General features: G+C 72.3%; 14 protein-coding genes. All 14 read right to left on the bottom strand.

Going from position 1 to position 15,153, the window contains the following annotated elements; genetic code table 11:
• Positions 1-61: 61 nt before the first annotated feature.
• Positions 62-877: a 2-keto-4-pentenoate hydratase gene (locus OG912_RS31075; protein ID WP_327712201.1), complete on the bottom strand. Its 816-nt coding sequence runs from the start codon at positions 875-877 to the stop codon at positions 62-64.
• Positions 870-1,727: a MaoC/PaaZ C-terminal domain-containing protein gene (locus OG912_RS31070; RefSeq protein WP_327712200.1), complete on the bottom strand. Its 858-nt coding sequence runs from the start codon at positions 1,725-1,727 to the stop codon at positions 870-872. The genes OG912_RS31075 and OG912_RS31070 overlap by 8 nt, the downstream gene beginning before the upstream one ends.
• The gene (locus OG912_RS31065; protein ID WP_327712198.1) at positions 1,724-2,905 is read right to left on the bottom strand and encodes a lipid-transfer protein; all 1,182 of its coding nucleotides are present in this window, start codon (positions 2,903-2,905) and stop codon (positions 1,724-1,726) included. Before OG912_RS31065 ends, OG912_RS31070 begins: the two co-directional genes overlap by 4 nt.
• A complete protein-coding gene (locus OG912_RS31060) occupies positions 2,902-3,348 on the bottom strand; it encodes a MaoC family dehydratase (RefSeq protein WP_327712196.1) in 447 nt (148 codons plus the stop codon). Before OG912_RS31060 ends, OG912_RS31065 begins: the two co-directional genes overlap by 4 nt.
• Entirely contained in the window at positions 3,345-4,463 is a 1,119-nt protein-coding gene (locus OG912_RS31055; RefSeq protein WP_327712195.1) for an acyl-CoA dehydrogenase family protein, read from the bottom strand. Before OG912_RS31055 ends, OG912_RS31060 begins: the two co-directional genes overlap by 4 nt.
• Entirely contained in the window at positions 4,463-5,437 is a 975-nt protein-coding gene (locus OG912_RS31050) for a bifunctional MaoC family dehydratase N-terminal/OB-fold nucleic acid binding domain-containing protein (RefSeq protein WP_327712194.1), read from the bottom strand. Before OG912_RS31050 ends, OG912_RS31055 begins: the two co-directional genes overlap by 1 nt.
• Positions 5,434-6,600 carry an acyl-CoA dehydrogenase family protein gene (locus OG912_RS31045; protein ID WP_327712193.1) on the bottom strand — a complete coding sequence of 389 codons (1,167 nt, stop codon included), beginning with the start codon at positions 6,598-6,600 and terminating at the stop codon, positions 5,434-5,436. Before OG912_RS31045 ends, OG912_RS31050 begins: the two co-directional genes overlap by 4 nt.
• Before the next feature lie 43 nt (positions 6,601-6,643).
• The gene (locus OG912_RS31040) at positions 6,644-8,299 is read right to left on the bottom strand and encodes an AMP-binding protein (RefSeq protein WP_327712192.1); all 1,656 of its coding nucleotides are present in this window, start codon (positions 8,297-8,299) and stop codon (positions 6,644-6,646) included.
• Positions 8,300-8,491: 192 nt separating this feature from the next.
• Positions 8,492-9,253 (bottom strand): SDR family NAD(P)-dependent oxidoreductase, encoded by a 762-nt coding sequence (locus OG912_RS31035; RefSeq protein ID WP_327712191.1) that lies wholly within the window; start codon positions 9,251-9,253, stop codon positions 8,492-8,494.
• A 14-nt stretch (positions 9,254-9,267) separates the two neighbouring features.
• A complete protein-coding gene (locus OG912_RS31030) occupies positions 9,268-9,915 on the bottom strand; it encodes a PaaI family thioesterase (RefSeq protein ID WP_327712190.1) in 648 nt (215 codons plus the stop codon).
• Positions 9,912-10,802, bottom strand: coding sequence for a MaoC/PaaZ C-terminal domain-containing protein (locus OG912_RS31025; RefSeq protein WP_327712189.1), 891 nt, complete (start codon positions 10,800-10,802; stop codon positions 9,912-9,914). Before OG912_RS31025 ends, OG912_RS31030 begins: the two co-directional genes overlap by 4 nt.
• 2 nt (positions 10,803-10,804) lie before the next feature.
• Complete coding sequence (locus OG912_RS31020; RefSeq protein ID WP_327712188.1) at positions 10,805-12,988, bottom strand: acyl-CoA dehydrogenase; 2,184 nt, start codon at positions 12,986-12,988, stop codon at positions 10,805-10,807.
• Between the two features lie 10 nt (positions 12,989-12,998).
• Entirely contained in the window at positions 12,999-14,159 is a 1,161-nt protein-coding gene (locus OG912_RS31015; protein WP_327712187.1) for a steroid 3-ketoacyl-CoA thiolase, read from the bottom strand.
• A gap of 133 nt (positions 14,160-14,292) precedes the next feature.
• On the bottom strand, positions 14,293-15,039 hold the full coding sequence (locus tag OG912_RS31010) for an SDR family NAD(P)-dependent oxidoreductase (protein ID WP_327712185.1): 747 nt from the start codon (positions 15,037-15,039) through the stop codon (positions 14,293-14,295).
• Positions 15,040-15,153 lie beyond the last annotated feature (114 nt).

The raw sequence follows: 15,153 nt of genomic DNA, 5'->3' as shown, positions 1-15,153 counted from the left end.
GCGGGCGCACCCCGGGGAACTGCCGCCGGGGTGCGCCACACACACGAAACTAGTATTGATTTCAGTTCCGGGCCGGGTGGTGTCCCGTTGAGTGGACGAAGTCGACGGAGACGGACCCGAGACCTTCGAAGTCGGCCCGGTAGGACTCCCCCGGCTTCACGTCGACGGCCTTGGTGCACGACCCCGGCAGGATCACGTGACCGGCTTCCAGCCTCACCCCGAAGGACGCGACCTTGCGGGCCAGCCACGCGACGGCCTCGGTGGGGTCGCCGAGCACGGCGCTGGTGTTGCCCCGGGCGATCTCCGCACCGTCCCGGTACAGGACCGCCTCGATGTCGGCCGGGTTCAGGTCGGCCGGCCGTACCCGGGCGGAGCCGAGGATCACCCCGGCGGACGAGGCGTTGTCGGCGATGGTGTCGGCGAGCCCGATCCGCCAGTCCTTGATCCGGCTGTCGATGAGTTCGAGGCTCGGGACGACGTACTCGGTGGCCGCGAGGACATCCTCGGTGGTGCACCCCTCCCCCGGGAGACTCCGGCCGAGTACGTAGCCGATCTCGACCTCGATCCGCGGACAGCAGTAGCGGTCCGCCTCGACGGGGGTCTCCTCGGCCAGCACCATGTCGGAGAGCAGATGACCGTAGTCCGGCTCGTCGACGCCCATCATCTGCTGCATGACCTTCGAGGACAGGCCGACCTTGTGTCCGTGGACGGTACGGCCCTCGGCCAGTTGCCGGCGGATGTTGATCAGCTGGATCCCGTAGGCGTCGCTCGCGTCGATGCCCGGCCAGGTGGTGGTGAGCGGCTCGACCGGGCTGCGGTCGCACTGGGCGGCCCACAGCTCCGCGGCGGCTTCGGCGCGCTGCGCGGGTTCAAGCATCGGGGTTCTCCGTCCGGTCGGGGGTGGTGGTGCGGAATCGAGCGCGGCCGCCGGTGAGCACCGCACGGCCGTCGCCGGCCGTCGCCTCGAAGCGCACGGCACGGTCACCGGGGCCGTCCGGGCCGGGGGTGTCGGTCCAGCCGGCCAGGTCGAGCCGGTCGCCGGGGAAGGCCGGTGCGGCGAACCGGGCTTCCAGCTCCACCAGTTCGGCCGGGTGCGCGCCCAGGCTGTCGGCCAGGGGCAGCAGGCTCGCGGCGAGCGTGCACAGCCCGTGCAGGAACGGCCGGTCCATCCCGGCCGCCTTCGCCGCCTCGGGGTCGATGTGCATGGCGTGCCGGTCGCCGAGCAGCCGGTAGAGGGCCGCCTGCCGGTCGTGCGTGGAGACGGTGAGGGCGTGTTCGGCCGGCCGGTCCGGGCGGCGCGGGGCGGACGGGCCGCGTTCGCCGCCGAAGCCTCCGCAGCCCGGTGCGAAGATGGACCAGGTGGCCGTGAAGCGTTCGCAGGACACCTCCACGTCGAAGACGGCGGCTGCCCCCTTGTCCCGGACCGCGGAGACCCGTGCGGTGGTGGTCAGCTCACCGGATGCCGCCAACAGGCCGTGCACCACGAGGTGTTGGCTGCCGTGCACGGCAGTGGTGACATCGAAGGCGCCGAGTGCGCCGAGCGCGTCGGGCGCCCACTGGGCCAGGGTCAGCGCGAAGGTGGGCAGCACCCGCAGCCGCTCCTCGTACACGAGGTCGAGCCGGTCGGCGGGGGCGCCGACCGCGAGCGCGTACAGGATCGCGTCCCGCTCGGTCCAGGAGACGGTACGGGTGCCGAGTTCACGGCCCTCCCACGGCGACGCGGTCATCGGTCGGCTCCCAGGATCAGTCCGCTGGTGGGCACCCCGGTGCCGGCGGTGACCATGACGTGGTCGGCCTTGTCCGGCTGGTTCACCGAGGTGCCGCGGACCAGCCGGACCCCCTCGGCGATGCCGTTCATGCCGTGCAGATACGCCTCGCCGAGCTGCCCGCCGTGGGTGTTGAAGGGCAGCCGGCCGCCGAGCTCCAGGTGGCCGTCGGCGATGAAGTCCTTCGCCTCGCCGGGCTTGCAGAAGCCCAGTTCCTCCAATTGCGGCAGGACCAGAGGGGTGAAGTGGTCGTAGAGCACGGCCGCGTCGATATCGTCCGGACCGAGGCCGCTCTGCGCGTACAACTGCCGTCCGACCAGCCCCATTTCGGGAATGCCGGTGATCGTCGGCCGGTAGTAGCTGGTCATCATGTGCTGGTCGGCGCCGAGCCCCTGGGCCGCGGAGCGGATCATCGCGGGCGGGTGCGGAAGGTCGCGCGCGCGTTCCGCGGAGACGACCACCAGGGCCTGGCCGCCGTCGGTCTCCTGGCAGCAGTCCAGCAGCCGCAGCGGTTCGGCGATCCAGCGGGAGTCCCGGTGGTCCTGGAGGGTGATGGGACGGCCTTGGAACCAGGCGGCCGGGTTGTTCGCCGCGTGCTTGCGGTCGACGACGGCGACCCGGCCGAAGTCGTCGGTGGTGGCGCCGTATTCGTGCAGATAGCGCCGGGCGAACATCGCCACCCACTGGGCGGGGGTGCTCAGCCCGAAGGGGGTCATCCAGGCGTACGCCGCCCGGTCGGCGGTGGTGTCCATGGGGCGGGCCGCCTGCCCCAGCCCGTAGCGCTCGCCGGAGCGTTCGTTGAACGCCCGATAGCAGACGACCACGTCGGCGACCCCGGTGGCCACGGCCATGGCCGCCTGTTGCACGGTGGCGCAGCCGGCTCCGCCGCCGTAACCGATACGGGAGAAGAACGTCAGGTCGCCCATGCCCGTGTTGCGGGCCACGTGGTTCTCCGCGTTGGTCTCCGCCGTGAAGGTGACAAGACCGTCCACGTCGGACGGTTTCAGGCCCGCGTCCGCGACAGCGGCGAGCACCGCCTCGCAGGCGAGCTGGAGTTCGCTGCGCCCGGAGCTCTTGGAGAACTCGGTGGCTCCGATCCCGGCCACCGCCGCGGCCCCGGACAGCGGGACGATGCTCATCGGTCCTCCCCAGACAGCTGTACCGAGACGCTCCCGGTGACATGGGCACCCAGGCTGTTGGCGCCCGTGACCGCGATCTCGACGCGGTGGTCGGCGTCCGACTTCGCGGTCACCGTGCCGGTGAACACCATGGTGTCGCCCGGGTGGTTGGGGGCGCCGAGCCGGATCCGGATGGCCTTGACGACGGCTGCCGGGCCGGCCCAGCCGGTGACGTACCGGTCGACGAGACCGTTGCTGGTCAGGATGTTCATGAAGATGTCCTTGGAGCCGCGTTCCCGCGCCAGTTCGGGGTCGTGGTGCACGTCCTGGTAGTCCCGGCTCGCGAGGGCGGTGGCGACGATCAAGGTGCGGGTGACCGGGATCGGCAGCTCGGGGAGTACCTCGCCGACGGCCACCGACGCGTAGGTACGTGAGGGCGGGAGGGCACCCGGCGGCAGGGTCATGAGGTCACCGCCGCACCGGCGAGAAGGGTTCCGAGGCGTTCGAGGTCGGCACCCGCGCCGCCCAGGGTGGTGGAGATCTGCTTGCCCCACAGGAAATGGCGGTGCACCGGGTAGTCGGTGTCGACGCCGATGCCGCCGTGCACGTGCTGGACCCGGTGGACGGTGTTCAGGCCCCCTTCGGTGGCCCACCACTTGGCGACCAGCGCCGCCCGGTCGGCGCTCTCCGCGTCGAAGGGCTCCGCCAGTGCGTCCACCGCCTGCCACAGCGTGACCCGCATCGCCTCGATGTCGATGTAGCAGTCGGCGAGCTGGTGCTGCACGGCCTGGAAGGTGGCGAGCGGACGGCCGAACTGCTCGCGCTCGCGCAGGTGCCCGGCCGCGTGCCCCAGCGCCCCGTCGGCCACACCGGCCTGGACGGCGGCCAAAGCGACGAAGGCGATCCGTACGAGATGGGCGGCGGCCCCCTCGCCCGGCGTGCCGACGGCCTCCGCCGGGGCGCCGTCCAGGGTGAGGTGGGCACTCATGTCGTGGCTGGTGGTCTCCGCGTACTCCCAGCTCACACCGGTGGCGTCCGAGGCGACGAGGAAGAGTCCCGGCCCGGTACCGGTCGCGGCGGTCACCAGGACGTGGCGGGCACCGGCGGGCGCGGGCACCACGGCCTTGACCCCGGTGAGGCGCCAGTCCGGTCCGTCGGCGACCGCGGCCGTGCGGGGCGTCAGGGGCTCGGCGGGGCCGAACTCCTCCAGGGCGACGGTCAGCCGGTTCGTACCGTCCATGAGGTCCGGCAGCAGCGTCGACCTCTGGGCTCCGGTGCCGTACGCGGCGACGGTGAGCGCGCCGGTCAGCGCGGGCCACAGCGGCAACGGGGCCACGCGCCGCCCCTGTTCCTCCAGGAGGACGCAGAGCCCGGCCATGCCGAGTCCCGCTCCGCCGTCCTGTTCGGGCAGGACGGCAGCGAGCAGCCCGGCGGTGGCGAGGTCCGCCCACAGCCGTTCGTCCACGCGGCCCGCCGAGGTCTCCACCTCGCGCAGCCGCTCGGGCGTGACACGGTCGGAGAAGATCTCCCGTGCCAGGTCACGGACCGCTTCGAGCTCTTCTCCCAGGGAGAAATCCATCAGGGCGCCTCCGTCGGGGCGGGCCGGAACACCGGCAGGGTCAGATCGGGGTCGGCGTCGAGCCAGTCGAGGACCACGGGCATGCCGATGGTGACCTCGTCGGGGGCGATGCCGGTCAGGTTGGTGATGAGCCGGGTGCCTTCGGCGAGTTCGACGACGGCGACGAGATACGGCGAGTCGAACGCGGGGTGCCGCGGATGGTGGTTCACGACGAAGCTGTAGACGTGACCGTGCCCGCCGGCCTCCACGGTGTCCCACTCCAGGGAGCCGCACTCGGGGCAGCACGGCCCCGGAGGGTGACGCAGTACGGAGCACGCGGTGCAGCGCTGGATGAGCAGCCGGTGCTGTTGCGCGCCTTCGAAGAAGAAGGCGTTGTCCCGGTTGACGGCGGGGCGCGGGCGCAGGGCGGGGGCGGGGGGCACGGCCTCTGCCGGCGCGGGCCGGAATCTCAGGGTTCGCCAGCGCTGGGTGGCGACCGTCTCGCCGTGCTGATCGGTGTAGGTCTTCAGGGTGGTGACGAACCGTCCGCAGCCGAGCCCGGTCCTCTTCTCCGCCGAGACCGACTCGACGGTCTCGCGAACGGCGACGTGGTCCCCCGGCGTCAGCTCCCGCAGGAAAGTGAACTCGGAGTCCGTGGCCACCACGGAGGTGTAGCCCCCCTCGTCGAGGAGGGCTACCAGTTCGCCGAAACCGTCCGGGCCCCCGGGCTGCGGGGCGACCGTGGCCGCGTATCCGCGCATCGTCCAGGCCTGGACCATCGACGCGGGTGCGACGACCCCCTCGCGGCCGGTGGCACGTGCCGCTTCGGCGTCGGTGTACACCGGGTTGGTGTCGCCCATCGCCTCGGCCCAGTGCCGGATCATCGGCTGGTTGACCGGGTCCTGCGCCGTTGTGGTGGCCCGCAGTTCGCGCCCGGTGAAGGCCCGCAGCCGCTCCTCGTACCCCGGCTGCGGCTGCTCGACGGCCCCGGTCATGCGCCACGCCCCTTGCGCGGCAGCCCGAGGCCCTGGGTCGCGACCATGTCGCGCAGGATCTCGTTGACGCCGCCGCCGAAGGTGTTCACAAGGCCCTGGCGGGAGAGCTGTTCGATCTGCCCGGCGAGGGCGGCTCCCGGCGATTCGGGCCGGATGCGCCCGGCGGCGCCGAGGATCTGGGTCAGCCCGCGCTGGACGGCGATGTGGGTCTCCGTTCCGTAGGCCTTGGCGGCTCCCGCGTCGGCTCCGGTCAGCGCGTTCCGGGCGACGGCGGACGTCATCTTCCAGTTCATCAGCCGCATCGCCTCCAGCCGGGCGTACGTGCGCGCGAACTCCTGCCGCACCCAGGGGATATCGGCCGTGCCGTTCTCCCGGGACCACTCCAGGACCCCTTCCCACAGCTGGATCATCCGGCCGCCGAGGGCGGCGAGGCCGATGCGCTCGTGGTTGAGCTGGGCGGTGATCAGCCGCCAGCCGCCGTCTACGTCGCCGACCACATCGGTGGCCGGGACGCGTACTCCGCTGTAGTACGTCGCGGTGACGGCCAGGCCGCCGACGGTGCGGATGGGGCTCCAGGAGAAGCCGTCGTCGGTGGTGGGCACGATGAGGATGGAGATGCCCTTGTGCTTGGGGGCCTCCGGGTCGGTGCGGGCGGCGAGCCACACGTAGTCGGCGGTGTTGGCGCCGCTGGTGAAGATCTTGCTGCCGTCGACGACGTACGTGTCGCCGTCCCGGACCGCGCGGGTGGTCAGCGAGGCGAGGTCGGTGCCGGCCGCCGGCTCGGTGTAGCCGATCGCGAAGACGATGTCGCCGGAGAGGATGCCGGGCAGGAACCGCTTGCGGTGCTCCTCGGAGCCGTACGCCATCAGGGTCGGCCCGACGGTGTTGACGGTGACGAACGGGAAGGGCAGACCGGCTCGTTGGACCTCGTCGAAGAAGACGTACTGGTCCTCCACCGAACGGCCCTGGCCGCCGTACTCGGTGGGCCAGCCGCTGCCCAGCCAGCCGTCGGAACCGAGCCTCTTGACGACCTCCCGGAAGCGGTCGCCCCCCACGCCCTCCTCGCCGACGCGACGGCGTTCGTCCTCGGGCATCAGGCCCGAGAAGTACGCCCGCAGTTCCCGCCGCAGCTCCTGGTGCGCGGCGCTCTCGCGCAGTTGCATGTGTGGTTCTCCTCGCTCGGTGCCACTGAAGTCGGTCGCCACGTCAGGGAAGGAATCGCGCACGCCCGTTGGCCAGGAACTCCTCGCGCAGCGCGGCCTTGTCCTCGTCGGTCATCGGCGTGTACGCGGGCCGGCCCCGGCCGGCCCATCGGTACACCGGGTCGTCGGTGCGCCAGCCGTCGAGCTGCATCTCCTTCTTGCGCAGCTTGTTGGAGCCGGTCGTCGGCAGCGCGTGCGAGACGCGGACGAAGCGGGGGGCTCCCTTGGTACCCAGGTCCTCCTGGCGCTCCAGGAAGCCGGGCAGGTCCAGGTCCTCGAAGCGAACCTCCTCGGCGATCTCGACGGCGGCCATGACCTGGTCGCCGGAGCGCGGGTCGGGTACGCCGAAGACGCCGGCGGCGATGACACGGGGGTGCCTGCGCAGGATGCGTTCGGTGAGCAGGGCGGAGATGTTCTCGCCGTCGACGCGGATCCAGTCGCCGGAGCGGCCCGCGAAGTAGAAGTAACCGGCCTCGTCCACGTATCCGAGGTCGCCGGTCCAGTACCAGCCGTGCCGGACGCGTTCGGCGTTCGCGGCCTCGTTGTTGTAGTAGCCCTCGAAGCGCGCGGCACCCTCGGTGTCGACGATCTCCCCGATGGCCTCCTCCGGGTTGCGCACCCGTCCGTAGGCGTCGAGTACGGCGGGCGGGCAGGTGGTCCGGTCCGTGGGGTGCACGATGCGGACGCCGTCCCGGGCCGGCCTGCCGAGCGCGCCCGTGGGCGCGTCGGGGACCCGCTTGAGCATGCCGGCGCCCTCGCTGGAACCGTAGCCCTCGACGAGACGACAGCCGAAGCGGTCAAGGAAGCGGGTCGCGTCCTCCGGCGAGGCCTCGGTGCCGAAGGCGTGGGTCAGCCGGTTGTCGGCGTCGTCGGGGGTTTCGGGGCGGGCCAGGATGTAGCCGATCGCCTTGCCGACGTAGGTGAAGAAGGTGGCACCGAAGTGGGTCACATCGGGGAGGAATCCGGAGGCGGAGAACTTGCGGGTGAGGGCGATCGTGGCGCCGGCGCTGAGGGCGGGGGCCCAGAGCGCCATCAGTGCGTTGCCGTGGAACAGCGGCATCGGGCAGTAGCAGGTGTCCTGCCGGGTGATGTCGTACTTGGCGCTGTTGGAGGCGCCGAGCGCGGCGAGCCGGCCCTGCGAGCAGATCGCCGCCTTGGACGTGCCGGTGGTGCCGGAGGTCAGAAGCAGCAGCATCCGGGTGGTGGCGGTGACGTCGGGGGCGGCGGCGCGAAGGCGGTCGTGCGCGGCAAGGCAGGAGGTGTACTCCGGAGTGTCGATGACGAGGAAGCGGTCGCGGTCCACGCCCACGTCCAGACCTTCCAGCAGGGCGAGACCCGCCCGGTCGGTGATGACCAACTGGCAGTCGGTGTGCCGCACTTCGCGCTCCAGTTCGGCGCCACCGCGGGTCGGATTGATCCCGACGACGGCGGCACCGGCGAGGGCGGCGGCGCCCAGCCAGAAGATGTACTCGGGTTCGTTGTCCAGGAGCACGCCGATGTGGAACGGTCCGTCGGTCCGCAGCTTCCGCGCCCACGCGGCGCGTGCCGCGCTCTCCTCGACCACTTCTCCCCAGGTCCAGGACCTGTCACGGGTCAGCAGGCCCGGGTGGTCGTCCCCGGTCCGGGCGAGCAGCAGGTCGGCAATCGTCTCGTGTGGCAACGTCGGTCCCTCTCACCCGGTGGCCGGGTCTGCCGGTGTCGGTACGGGGGCGGGCCGCGCGGCGCGCCCTGTGGTGGCCGCGGCGCGGTTCGTGGTGATCGTGGCGCCCGGCGTGGTGACGCTAGCCGCGGGCGGGACGGCCCGGTCCGGACCGTCCCGCTGACCGGGAGGGCTCCGGCCGGGCCGCCACGGTCAGTCGAAGTTGGCCTGACCGCCGTCGAGGGGCACCGTGGCGCCCGTCAGGTAGCGGGCGTCCGGGCCGCACAGCATCGCCACGGCCCGGCCGATGTCCTGCTCGCAGTCGCCGACGTACCCGAGCGGAATGGACGCGCAGAATTCGGCGGCCTCCTCCGGGTGGGCGGCCTGCCAGCCCGCGTAGGCGGGCGACACGGCGTGCGGGGCGATCGCGTTGACCCGGATGCCGTCGCGGCCCCATTCGTTGGCGGCGGTCCTGGTCAGGGAGCGCAGCGCGGACTTGGCCGCCGCGTAGGCACCGTACGTGCTCAGGTCCCAGCGGACCATGGCGGAGGTGACGAGGTTGATGACACTGCCACCACCGTCGCGCTTCAGGTACGGATGCGCGGCCTTCATGAAGGCGAATGCCGCGAACGGGGCGCTGTTGAAGCCCCGTTGGAACTCTTCGTCGCTCAGCGACAGAAGCGGTCCGTAGCATCCGGTGTAGGCGTTGTTGACCAGGATGCCGATGGAGCCGAAGCGTGCGGCGACATCCTCCACCACGGCGGGGATCCGGTCCGTTTCGAGTACGTCGAGGACGAACGGCTCGGCCTTCACCCCTCGTTCGCGAAGCAGTTCACACGTCGTTTCCAGCTTCGCCGCGGTCCGCCCGAGGACGGCCACCGAGGCTCCCTCGGAGGCGAGGGCCAGGGCGATGCCCTGACCGACGCCCTGGCCCGCGCCGGTGATGACCGCGACCTTGCCGTCGAGGTTTCCCATCTCAGCACGCTCCTTCAACTGGGCCTGGGCAGCTGCTTGTTGATGAACAGGGCTTCCGCGGTGACGCAGGCGCGGCCGCCGACCTGAATCTCGCCGACCGTACGGATCCGTGAACCGTCCACCGAGACCTGGCGTCCGATGACCGTCAGCGGCTGGAACAGCGGGGTGGGCCGCAGATAGCGCAGGGTCAGTTCCGCGGTCATGCCGGAGGGGCCGCCCCAGTGGTTGGCCACACCCAGCGTGTGGTCGAGGAGGAGCGCCGAGATCCCGCCGTGCACATGGCCGGGCGGGCCCTGGTAGGGCAGGTCGAGCGTGACGACGCCTTCGACGGAGCCGTCTTCCCTGCCGTGCAGGTGCAGCGGTGGCGCGAGGGCGTTCTCCGGGCCGGTGACGGGGTCGTGCCGGGTGACGCCCTCGCCGCGCCACATCTCGGCCAGGCGTGCCTCCGTGGACGGCGCTTTCGCGGTGAGCCCGTCGGCGACGGCGTCCAGGCGGGCGGCGATCTCGTTCATGTCGGCGCCGGTCCCGTCGCCCGCGCGCAGCAGGGCGGTGACCACCCGGCGGGCCGCGGCCACTGCCGCGTCGACGCCGTCCTTGTGCGGCTCGGCGACCAGACGGGGGCCGGTGACCTGTGCGGTGTTCTCGTCGCGGTGGCTGCTCATGCCGTCACCGTCGCCGTCGCGTGGGTGAGCACGGGCGCACCGTCGCGCTCGGGGCAGCCCGCGTGGAGCAGGAGTTGCTCCGTACCGTCGGCGTCCGGTCCTTCGCGCCATACGGAGGTGGTGAGGGACTCGCCGGGGACGAGAGGTCCGGCGAAGCGCACCGTGAGACCGGTGAGGCGGGTGACGTCGCCGCCGAGAAGGCCGTCGACGAGGGCCTTGCAGACCAGGCCGTACGAGGCGAGCCCGTGCAGGATCGGCCTCTCGAAGCCGGCCGCCCGCGCGAAGGCGGGGTCGGCATGCAGCGGGTTGAGGTCACCGTTGAGCCGGTACCACAGTGCCTGCTGGGGAGTGGTGGCGGAGGTGAGCACGGTGTCGGCGGGCCGGTCCGGCGCCGCCCACTCCTCCGTCGGGCCCGGCTCGCCGCCGAAGCCGCCCTCGCCGCGCGCCCAGATGCGCGTGGTGGACGTCCACAGCGGTTCGCCGTCGCCGTCCGTGGCCGCGGACTCCAGGACGATCAGTGCGGCCTTGCCCTTGTCCCACAGCTCGGCGACGCGCGAGGTGAGGGTGGCGGTGCCCGAGACCGGCAGGGGCCGGTGGACCCGGAGACCCTGGCCTGCGTGGAGCACGGCCCGCAGGTCGATGTCGATGCCGGGCAGATGGAATCCCGGCGGGCCCGCCTCACCGGCGGAGATGCCGGAGCCGGCCACCATGGCGAAGGCCGGCAGCACGCCGAGGCCGTTCTCGTAGGTCAGATGCAGCTCCGGACCGGTGGCCGCGTCGGCTCCCGCGCCCAGGCTGAGGTGGTAGAGGAGCACGTCGCGGGTGGTCCAGTGGATCTCACGGACCGATGGATCCGCGGTCAGCGCCTTGTCGCGGTCGATGGGCATGGTCAGCCTTTCGTGGGCTCGGGGTCGCGGGGCAGGCCGAGCATGCGCTCGCCGATGATGTTCAGCTGGACCTCCGTCGTGCCGCCCGCGATGGACAGACAGCGGGCGTTCAGGAACTGCCAGGTGGCGTCCAGGCGTTCGCCCTCGCCGGTGAGCGCGGCGGATCCCTGCCAGTCCATGCAGGTCTCCCAGACCCGCTGCTGGTGTTCGACGCCGAGCAGTTTGGCGACGGACGCCTCGGCGCCGGGCTGCTGCCCGGAGACGGTGCGCAGGGTGGTGCGCAGGGCGAGGACACCACCGGTCTGGGCGTCGCAGAGGTGGCCGCCGAGCGTGCTGAGCTGTTCGTCGTCGAGGCCGTCCGATACGGCGGCGATCTCCAGCAGGGCCTCGGCGCCCGAGCCGACCGAGTCGTGGGAGAGGGCGACGCGTTCGTTGGCGAGCGTGGTCCGGGCGAGCTTCCAGCCGGCGCCCGGGGCACCGACGAGCAGCTCGTCGGGGATGAACACCTCGTCGAGGAAGACCTCGTTGAACTCGGCGTCGCCGGTGATCTGGCGCAGCGGCCGGATGTCGATGCCGGGGCTCGTCATGTCGAGGAGGAAGTAGGAGATGCCCTTGTGTTTGGGCACGTCGGCGTCGGTTCGGGCGAGCAGGACACCCCAGCCGGCGAGGTGGGCCATGGACGACCACACCTTCTGCCCGGTGATCCGCCAGCCGCCGTCCACCTTCTCGGCGCGGGTGGTGAGGCCGGCGAGGTCGGAACCCGCCCCCGGTTCACTGAACAGCTGGCACCAGACGATGTCGCCGCGCAGGCTCGGGCCGAGGAAGCGTTCCTGCTGGCCCGGGTCGCCGTGCGCGATGATCGTGGGCACCACCCAGCCACCGATGATCATGTCGACGGGGGTGAGCTCCGCGGCCCGGAGCTCCTCGGCGATGACGAGCTGGTCCACCGGGCCCGCGCCCTTGCCCCAGGGGGCGGGCAGGTGCGGCGCGGTGTAGCCGTGGTCGGCGAGGTGGATGAGACGGTCCTTGCCGTCCAGGGCCGCGGCTGCGCGCAGTTCGGTGCGGATGCCCTTGCGTACGGCTTCGGCCTCGGCCGGCAGCTCCACGCTCAGTGTGCGGCGGGTTCCGTCCAGGGTGAGGCGGGCGACGCGGCGGCGCCAGGCGGCGGCCGGGCCCAGCGCGATCCGCAGGGTCTGGGCGCGGCGCAGCGCGAGGTGGGCGTCGTGCTCCCAGGTGAAGCCGATGCCGCCGAGGACCTGGATGCAGTCCTTGGCGACGGCGAACGCGGCGTCGACGCCGACCGCTCCCGCGACTGCGGCGGCCAGCGATGCCTCCGTGCGGTCCACGACGTCGTGCGCGCGGGCGGCGTCCCAGGCGCAGGCGCGGGCCTGTTCGGCCTGGGCGAGCATGCGGGCGCAGCGGTGCTTGACGCCCTGGAACTGGCCGATGCGGCGGCCGAACTGCTCCCGCACCCGGGCGTATTGCGCAGCGGTCGTCACACAGCGGTCGGCGAGGCCGGCCGATTCCGCGGCGAACAGCGTCGCGGCGAGGTCCCGGGGCGTCCGCGGGTCGAGGTCCAGCAGGTCGACGGCCGGTACCGGCACCGACCGTACGGTCACCCGGGACGAGCGGCGGGTGAGGTCGTGGCTGCGGAGGTCGGTGGTGTCCACGGCGGCGCGGGGCAGCACCAGCCAGGTGGTCCGGCCCTCGTCGGAGGCGGGCAGCACGAACACGTCGGCGAGGTGTCCGCCGATCACGAGCTCCGAGGTTCCGGTGACGGAGACCGTGCCGTCGGCGGCGCGGGTCAGGGCGAGGGTGCCGGGGGCCAGCCCCACCGCGCCGAGGGTGGTGCCGGCGGCGAGCGCGGCAAGGTACGTCCGGTGTCCGGCCGCGTGCAGGACGGCCGAGGCGAGCGTCGTCGGCAGGAAGGGTCCGGGGGCTGTCGCCCGGCCCAGTTCCTCCGTGACGACGGCGAGTTCGACGAGTCCGTACCCGGCGCCGCCGTCCTCCTCCGGGAGGTGGAGCCCGAGCAGGCCCTGTCCGGCGAGGCCGCTCCAGTGGGCGGGGAGGGTCTCCTTGTCGGCGTCGGCCGCCGCGCGGAGGGTGTCCTCGGTGATGTGCCGGTTCGCGAAGGCGCGTACGGCGTCGCGCAGGTCCAGGTGCTCCTGGGTGAGTCCGATGGTCATGGCGCGCCCCTCAGATGCGTTCGATGACGGTGGCGGTCGCGTGCGCCCCGCCGGCGCACATGGTGATCAGCGCGGTGGACTTCCCGGTCCGCTCCAGTTCGTACAGGGCCTGGGTGATGAGCCGGGCACCGGTGGAGCCGACGGCGTGACCGAGTGCGATGGCGCCGCCGTTGACGTTGACCTTGTCCATGTCGGCCTTGTGGACCTGCGCCCAGGACAGGACGACGGAGGCGAAGGCCTCGTTGATCTCGACGAGATCGATGTCGGTGAGGCTCATCCCGGCGGTGCGCAGGACCCGTTCGGTCGCGGCGACGGGTCCGTCGAGGTGGTAATACGGGTCGGAGCCGACCATGGCGGAGGCGACGATCCGGGCGCGGGGGCGCAGTCCCTCGCGGGCGGCGCGCTGCCGGCTCATCATCAGGACGGCGGCGGCTCCGTCGCTGATCTGGGAGGAGTTCCCGGCGGTGTGAATGCCGTCGGGGAGTACCGGCCGCAGGGCGGCCAGCGCCTCGGGGGTGGTGTCGCGGAGCCCCTGGTCGCGGCTGACGAGGGCGGTCTCGCCGGTGGGCCCCTCGGGTCCGGGGACGGGGGCCTGGATGTCGATGATCTGCCCGGCGAAGCGGCCCTCGGCCCAGGCGCGGGCGGCCTTCTGCTGGGAGGCGAGGCCGAGGGCGTCCGCGTCGGCCCTGGTGATGCCCCGGTTGCGGGCGATGCGCTCGGCGGCGGTGAACTGGTCGGGCATGTCCAGGGTCCAGCCGTCCGGCGCCGGGGAGCCGTTGTCGGGGGTGAGCGCGGCGCCGAGGAAGACCCGGCTCATGGACTCGACGCCGCAGCCGATGCCGGCCTCGACGGCGCCGGAGGCGATCAGGCCCGCGACCAGGTGGACGGCCTGCTGGGACGACCCGCAGGCACAGTCGATCGAGGTGCAGGCGGTGGTGTACGGCAGTCCGGCGTGCAGCCAGGCGTTGCGGGTGACGTTGTTGGACTGCTCACCGGCCTGGGTGACACAGCCGCCGATGACCTGTTCCACCGTGTCGGGGGCGACGCCGGCCCGCTCCAGCAGCCCCTTCTGGGCGAGCCCGAGGAGCTCCGCCGGGTGGAGCCCGGACAGGACACCGCGGCGCCGGCCGACCGGTGTCCGCGCGGCTTCGACGATGACGGCCTCGGTCATGACTCTCCAAAGAGTGTGAGGGGCCCGTGGGGGCCGGGACGGTGCGATACGAAAACTAGAATTCGTTCTCGAAATGCGCAAGGGTCAGTCCCGCTCAGTGGCCCGGCTCCCCCACGGAACGCTCGTGGCACAGTCAGATGTGGGATCCGCCGTCGGCCCGCAGCTCCGCCCCGGTGAGGTAGGCCGCGTCCCGCGAGGCGGCGAAGGCGATCACCGCGGCGATCTGCTCGGGCCGAGCGGCGCCGAACGGTGCGCGGATCCGCGCGTAGTACGAGGTGTCGAGGTCCGGCGGCAGCACGTGCGGCCCGACCAGGGGCGTGGCGACGGTGCCGGGCGACACGGGCACGACCCGGATGCCGCGGTGTGCGACCTCGGCGGCCAGGGACAGCGAGAAGCCGAGCACCGCACCCTTGGAGGCGGCGTACGCGGTCATGTACGGATTCCCGTGCGCCGCCGCCGACGACGCCACGTTGACGATGACACCGGAGCCGTCCGGCAGATGAGGCAGTGCCTCCCGGCAGAACAGGGCCGTACCCACCGTGTTGACCGCGAAGAGCCGCTCCATGTCGGCCACGGTCAGCCGGTCGATCGGGGTCGTCCGGTGGATCCCCGCCACATTGACCAGGACGTCGATGCCGCCGCGGCCGTCGGCCGCGGCCCGTACGCTCTCGACCACCGCGTCCTCGTCGGCGACGTCGGCGACCCGGGTCACGATCCGCCCCGGCCCCTCCGCCGCCGCGGCGGTGCCCGCCAGGCCCTCGGGTGACAGGTCGACGGCGAACACGGCCGCCCCTTCGGACACCAGGCGCAGTGCGGTCGCCCGCCCGATCCCTGATCCTGCCCCGGTGAGCAGGACCTTCACGCCGTCGAATCGGTTCATCACGGGCTCCTTGGCTGTGTCGTGCGGTGAGCAGGTCGGCGGACCGTACTGACGGGCGACAACACTGCGAAGCCTCGGTCCCACCGACCGGGATCGGCACGCGGAGCGGCCCAC

The sequence above is a fragment of the Streptomyces sp. NBC_00464 genome (genome assembly GCF_036013915.1).
GTDB lineage: Bacteria > Actinomycetota > Actinomycetes > Streptomycetales > Streptomycetaceae > Streptomyces.
The sequence above is the reverse complement of the archived record's forward strand: the minus strand, read 5'-3'. Positions and strand labels throughout refer to the sequence as shown.

What these genes read in the sequence shown, in the direction of transcription:
- OG912_RS31045 (WP_327712193.1), bottom strand. Translation starts at nt 6,600, where the DNA reads ATGCAACTGCGCGAGAGCGCCGCGCACCAGGAGCTGCGGCGGGAACTG.
- OG912_RS31060 (WP_327712196.1), bottom strand. Translation starts at nt 3,348, where the DNA reads ATGACCCTGCCGCCGGGTGCCCTCCCGCCCTCACGTACCTACGCGTCG.
- OG912_RS31035 (WP_327712191.1), bottom strand. Translation starts at nt 9,253, where the DNA reads ATGGGAAACCTCGACGGCAAGGTCGCGGTCATCACCGGCGCGGGCCAG.
- OG912_RS31030 (WP_327712190.1), bottom strand. Translation starts at nt 9,915, where the DNA reads ATGAGCAGCCACCGCGACGAGAACACCGCACAGGTCACCGGCCCCCGT.
- OG912_RS31050 (WP_327712194.1), bottom strand. Translation starts at nt 5,437, where the DNA reads ATGACCGGGGCCGTCGAGCAGCCGCAGCCGGGGTACGAGGAGCGGCTG.
- OG912_RS31065 (WP_327712198.1), bottom strand. Translation starts at nt 2,905, where the DNA reads ATGAGCATCGTCCCGCTGTCCGGGGCCGCGGCGGTGGCCGGGATCGGA.
- OG912_RS31070 (WP_327712200.1), bottom strand. Translation starts at nt 1,727, where the DNA reads ATGACCGCGTCGCCGTGGGAGGGCCGTGAACTCGGCACCCGTACCGTC.
- OG912_RS31025 (WP_327712189.1), bottom strand. Translation starts at nt 10,802, where the DNA reads ATGCCCATCGACCGCGACAAGGCGCTGACCGCGGATCCATCGGTCCGT.
- OG912_RS31055 (WP_327712195.1), bottom strand. Translation starts at nt 4,463, where the DNA reads ATGGATTTCTCCCTGGGAGAAGAGCTCGAAGCGGTCCGTGACCTGGCA.
- OG912_RS31010 (WP_327712185.1), bottom strand. Translation starts at nt 15,039, where the DNA reads ATGAACCGATTCGACGGCGTGAAGGTCCTGCTCACCGGGGCAGGATCA.
- OG912_RS31075 (WP_327712201.1), bottom strand. Translation starts at nt 877, where the DNA reads ATGCTTGAACCCGCGCAGCGCGCCGAAGCCGCCGCGGAGCTGTGGGCC.
- OG912_RS31020 (WP_327712188.1), bottom strand. Translation starts at nt 12,988, where the DNA reads ATGACCATCGGACTCACCCAGGAGCACCTGGACCTGCGCGACGCCGTA.
- OG912_RS31015 (WP_327712187.1), bottom strand. Translation starts at nt 14,159, where the DNA reads ATGACCGAGGCCGTCATCGTCGAAGCCGCGCGGACACCGGTCGGCCGG.